Origin of the sequence: Streptomyces scabichelini, assembly GCF_011045015.1 — a bacterium.
Lineage (GTDB): Bacteria > Actinomycetota > Actinomycetes > Streptomycetales > Streptomycetaceae > Streptomyces > Streptomyces scabichelini.
This window is the reverse complement of sequence record NZ_JAAKZY010000396.1, coordinates 1-4,018: the sequence shown is the minus strand read 5'-3', so window position 1 is coordinate 4,018 and position 4,018 is coordinate 1. Positions and strand designations below refer to the sequence as shown.

Annotated in this window: 4 protein-coding genes; 2 read left to right on the top strand and 2 right to left on the bottom strand. The window is 70.4% G+C overall.

Translation table 11 applies throughout. The features are described 5' to 3' along the window. The first annotated feature begins 479 nt into the window (after nt 1-479). Together G5C60_RS49810 and G5C60_RS49805 are read left to right on the top strand one after the other, a co-directional pair. A complete protein-coding gene (locus G5C60_RS49810) occupies nt 480-1,262 on the top strand; it encodes an ABC transporter ATP-binding protein (protein ID WP_165270799.1) in 783 nt (260 codons plus the stop codon). A gap of 3 nt (nt 1,263-1,265) precedes the next feature. Beyond that, entirely contained in the window at nt 1,266-2,582 is a 1,317-nt protein-coding gene (locus G5C60_RS49805) for an ABC transporter permease (RefSeq protein WP_165270797.1), read from the top strand. Nucleotides 2,583-2,662: 80 nt separating this feature from the next. Here G5C60_RS49805 and G5C60_RS49800 read toward each other — a convergent pair whose 3' ends face one another. Both G5C60_RS49800 and G5C60_RS49795 read right to left on the bottom strand, forming a co-directional pair. Next, nucleotides 2,663-3,322, bottom strand: coding sequence for a DUF305 domain-containing protein (locus G5C60_RS49800; RefSeq protein WP_165270795.1), 660 nt, complete (start codon nt 3,320-3,322; stop codon nt 2,663-2,665). Nucleotides 3,323-3,412: 90 nt separating this feature from the next. Continuing rightward, nucleotides 3,413-3,856 carry a DUF6153 family protein gene (locus tag G5C60_RS49795; RefSeq protein ID WP_165270793.1) on the bottom strand — a complete coding sequence of 148 codons (444 nt, stop codon included), beginning with the start codon at nt 3,854-3,856 and terminating at the stop codon, nt 3,413-3,415. Between the last annotated feature and the right edge of the window lie 162 nt (nt 3,857-4,018).

Below are 4,018 nucleotides of genomic sequence, written 5' to 3'. Positions count from 1 at the left end.
CCCCAGGCCCCCGCGGGCAAACCCGGGTCGTTTGTCGGCTGCAGCGCCGTCGTGGCTGGTCGCGCAGTTCCCCGCGCCCCTGAAGGGGCGCCCCTGGAACCGCAACGCCCCAAGCCACCACCTACCCGCACTCACCCACCGGCGGGAGGGGGCGTGGGTCGGTGCGTCGTATGCCCGTCGCGTAGGTTCGTTCTCAGGCCACCAGGGCCGTGTACCAACACCGGGCCGTATGCCCACCCTGCGACGGGCTGACGCACCGGCCCACGGCCCCGCACCCACCACCGGACCCCAGGGGCGCGAGGAACTGCGCGACCAGCCACAACGCACCCGCACCCGACAGGCAGGGTGTCGCCAAGTACACCTCCCCTTACGGGGTCTGCGCCCAATGCGCAGACCCCGCCCCCTCCGTAGCGTCATTCCCGAGGCACAAGGAGTGCCACGGAAGGGCCCCGAACAGGCCCCGACGGAGGGTGACCACGATGTTTCGCCGAACCGAACGACCCGCACACCACGAGGGCTCCACCGAAGCCCTGCGCCTCGTCAAGGTCAGCAAGACGTACGGCACCGCCGACAGCGAAGTGACCGCACTGGACGGCGTGACCCTCAGCCTGCCGCGCGGCACCTTCACCGCCGTCATGGGTCCCTCGGGCTCCGGCAAGTCCACGCTGCTGCAGTGCGCGGCCGGCCTGGACCGGCCGGACAGCGGCATCGTCATGGTCGACGGCGCCGAGATGACCGGAGGGACCGAGGCGGAACTCACGAAGTTCCGCCGCAACCGCATCGGCTTCGTCTTCCAGCAGTACAACCTCCTGGACACGCTCACCGTCGCCCAGAACACGATCCTCCCGCTGAAACTCGCCCGCCGCCGCGTCAACCGCAAGCACGTGGAGGAGACCCTCACGGCCGTCGGCCTCGAAGGCCGCCTCGGCCACCGCCCCGACCAGCTCTCCGGCGGCCAGCGTCAGCGCGTGGCCATCGCCCGCGCCCTGGTCACCGAACCAAGCGTGATCTTCGCCGATGAGCCGACCGGCGCCCTGGACACCCGCAGCGCCCGCGACGTCCTGCGGCTGCTCCAGGAGGCGGTACGGCTCCACGGCCGTACGGTCGTCATGGTCACCCACGACCCGGTGGCGGCCTCGTACGCCGACTCGGTCCTGTTCCTGGCGGACGGCCGCCTCGTGGGCGACATGCGTGGCCCCACGGTCGACGCGGTCGCCGAACGCCTGGCGCACCTCGGCGACGACGTGATGGCGGGGGTGTGAGCCATGTTCGCTCTCGCGCTGCGTTCCATCCGGCAACGCCCCGGCCGCTTCACCGCGACGCTGCTGTCCGCCTTCCTGGGCGCGGCGATCATCATGACGTTCAACTCGATGCACGACACGGCCGGCGCGAAGGGCGTCGACTCCACCAGTGCGGAGACCCTGTCCACCGCGGCGGGCGTCGTCGGCAGCTACGGCTCGTTGCTCGTGTTCTTCGCCGTCGCCTCCACCCTGACGGTGAACGTCCGCCAACGCGCCTCCGAGATCGACCTGTTGCGCTGTTCCGGCGCGACTCCGGCGCAGATCAAGCGGATGGTGGTGGGGGAGTCGGTGGTCGTCGCCCTGCTGGGCGCACTGCTCGCCATCGGCCCCGCGATGCTCGGCGGGCAGGCGCTGCTGTCCCTCTTCCAGGACAGCGGGCAGGTCGCCGACTCCGTCGACTACTCCTTCGGTCCCATCGCGCTCCAGTCGGGCGTCACCATCACACTGCTCGCGGCGGCGGGCGCCGCGTTCCTCGCCGTGCGGCGGGCCACGCGCAGGCGTCAACCCCGGGACGGGGTCCGGAAGTTCTTCGCGTACGCCGCCCTGGCAGTCGGCGGGCTCGCGACCTGCTCCACCTTCGCCTTCTCCGCGACCGACTCCGCGCTGATGGCACCGCCGGTGTACGGCTCGATCCTGCTCGCGGTCGGCTTCGCGCTGCTCTCGCCGAGGCTGCTGAAGGCCGTACTCGACCGGCTGCCCGTCTCAGGGCCGAGCGGCTACCTCGCCGTACGGAACGTGCGTGAGCGCGCCGCCCAACTGTCCGGTGTCCTCATGCCGTTGATCCTCTTCACCGGCATGGCGACGGCGACCCTCTACATGCAGGCGGTCGAGAACGACGCCATCGACGCGTCCGGCGCCCCGAAGTCCATCGACGCCAAGAACATCGAGACGCTCAACCTCGTGGTCGTCGGCATCATCGTGGTCTTCTCCTGCATCATGCTGATCAACTCCCTGTACGCGGCGACCACATACCGCAGCCGGGAGTTCGGGCAGCAGCGGCTGGCGGGAGCGACTCCGGGCCAGGTCCTCGGCATGGTCGGCGTCGAGTCCCTCGTCCTCACGGCGACGGGCGTGTTCTTCGGTACGGCGGCCGGACTCGCCGGGATCATCCCCTTCACCGTGGTCCGCACGGACGGGAACCACGTCCTGCCGGACCAGGGCCTGGGCATCTGGCTGGGCATCGTCGCGGTCGCCACGGCGGCCACCTTCGTGACCAGCCTCGCCACGGCCCGCCGTACGCTGCGGACGCCGGCGGTGGGGGCGGTGGCGCTGGTCGCTTGAACGAGACCTACGGGGCGTACGGGGGTGAGGGTGTGGGCAGTCGCTCGGGCGGCTGCCCACACCCTTGCCCCTACTCGCTGTCAGCCCTTGCCGAGGAGCTTGTTCATCTCCTCGATCTCGGCGTTCTGGGCGGTGATGATGTCGCCCGCCATGGTCTTGGCGGGCCCGTACTCACCCTTGTCCTTCTCGGTGGTGGCCATCTCCACGGCACCTTCGTGGTGCTCGACCATCATGGTCAGGAACATGGTGTCGAAGTCCTTGCCGGAGGCCTTCATGAGCTCGTCCATGTCCTTCTTATCCATCATGCCGGGCATGTCGGAGCCCATGCCCGGCATGTCGTGGTCCATGCCGGGCATCGACTCCATCGGTGCGTCCTCGCCCCAGGTCTTCAGCCACCCGGTCATGGTCTTGATCTCCGGGCCCTGGGCCTTCTCGACCCGCGAGGCGAGGTCCTTGACCTTGGCGGACGAGGCCCGGTCGGCGGCCATCTCCGCCATCTCGACGGCCTGCTGGTGGTGCGGGATCATGCCCTGCGCGAAGGAGACGTCCTGGTCGTTGTGGGCACCGGCACTGGCCTCGGCGCCGGGCTCGGCGCTCGCCGAGGACGACTCCTTCGACTCCGCCGACGCGGAACCCGAGTCGTCGCCGTTGTCGCTGCCACAGGCGGCGAGTACGAGCGAGACGGTGACGCCCGCGGTGACGAGGCCCGCACGGCGGGCAAGGGTACGGATGCTGGTCATGGTGCAACTCCTGCGATGGAAAGACGCGGTCACGGTTCGGGACATGCCTGATCGCCGTAGCGCGCAAGGCGGTCACGGCTCGGTCTTGTCCTAGATCCGCAGAAGTTGCAGCTCGGCCAACGAGGGGGGCGCCCGGCCGCCACCGGGCGAGTCGGGAACGTACCGATGGCCGGTGTCGGAGGTGGCGATCGCGGCGCCGACGGGATCGGCTCCGGGAGCGGGCGGTACGTACGAGGCCCCGACGGCGCCGGACGCACAGCTCGGGTCGGCATGCTGCGCATGCCCGCCGTGTCCGTCCCCATGGCACACGAACTCGTCGGTGATCGCGGCGGCGCTCATGCCGCGCATGTCCGCGCCCATTTTCATGGCTTGGTGATGCGAGGGCTGGTGATGCGAGGGCTGGTGGGCGACCACGCCCCCACCGGGCCCGAGGGCGTGCATGCCGAGCACCCCGGCCAGCAGCCCGAGCACCAGCAACGCCCGCCACCGCCACGTGGGCGGCAGCGCACGGTTTCGCTGGGTGCGGGCTGTCACGACCCCTCATGCTACGGAAGCCGCCGGACGCGTGGTCGGCGACCCCTGGGCATGGTGGGCCGGGTCACAGCCGGGGAAGAATCCTCCGCATGCCGCCAGACGCCACGACTCCCGATGCCACGACTCCTGACGCCACGCGCTCCGCCCCGGCCCACCATGCCC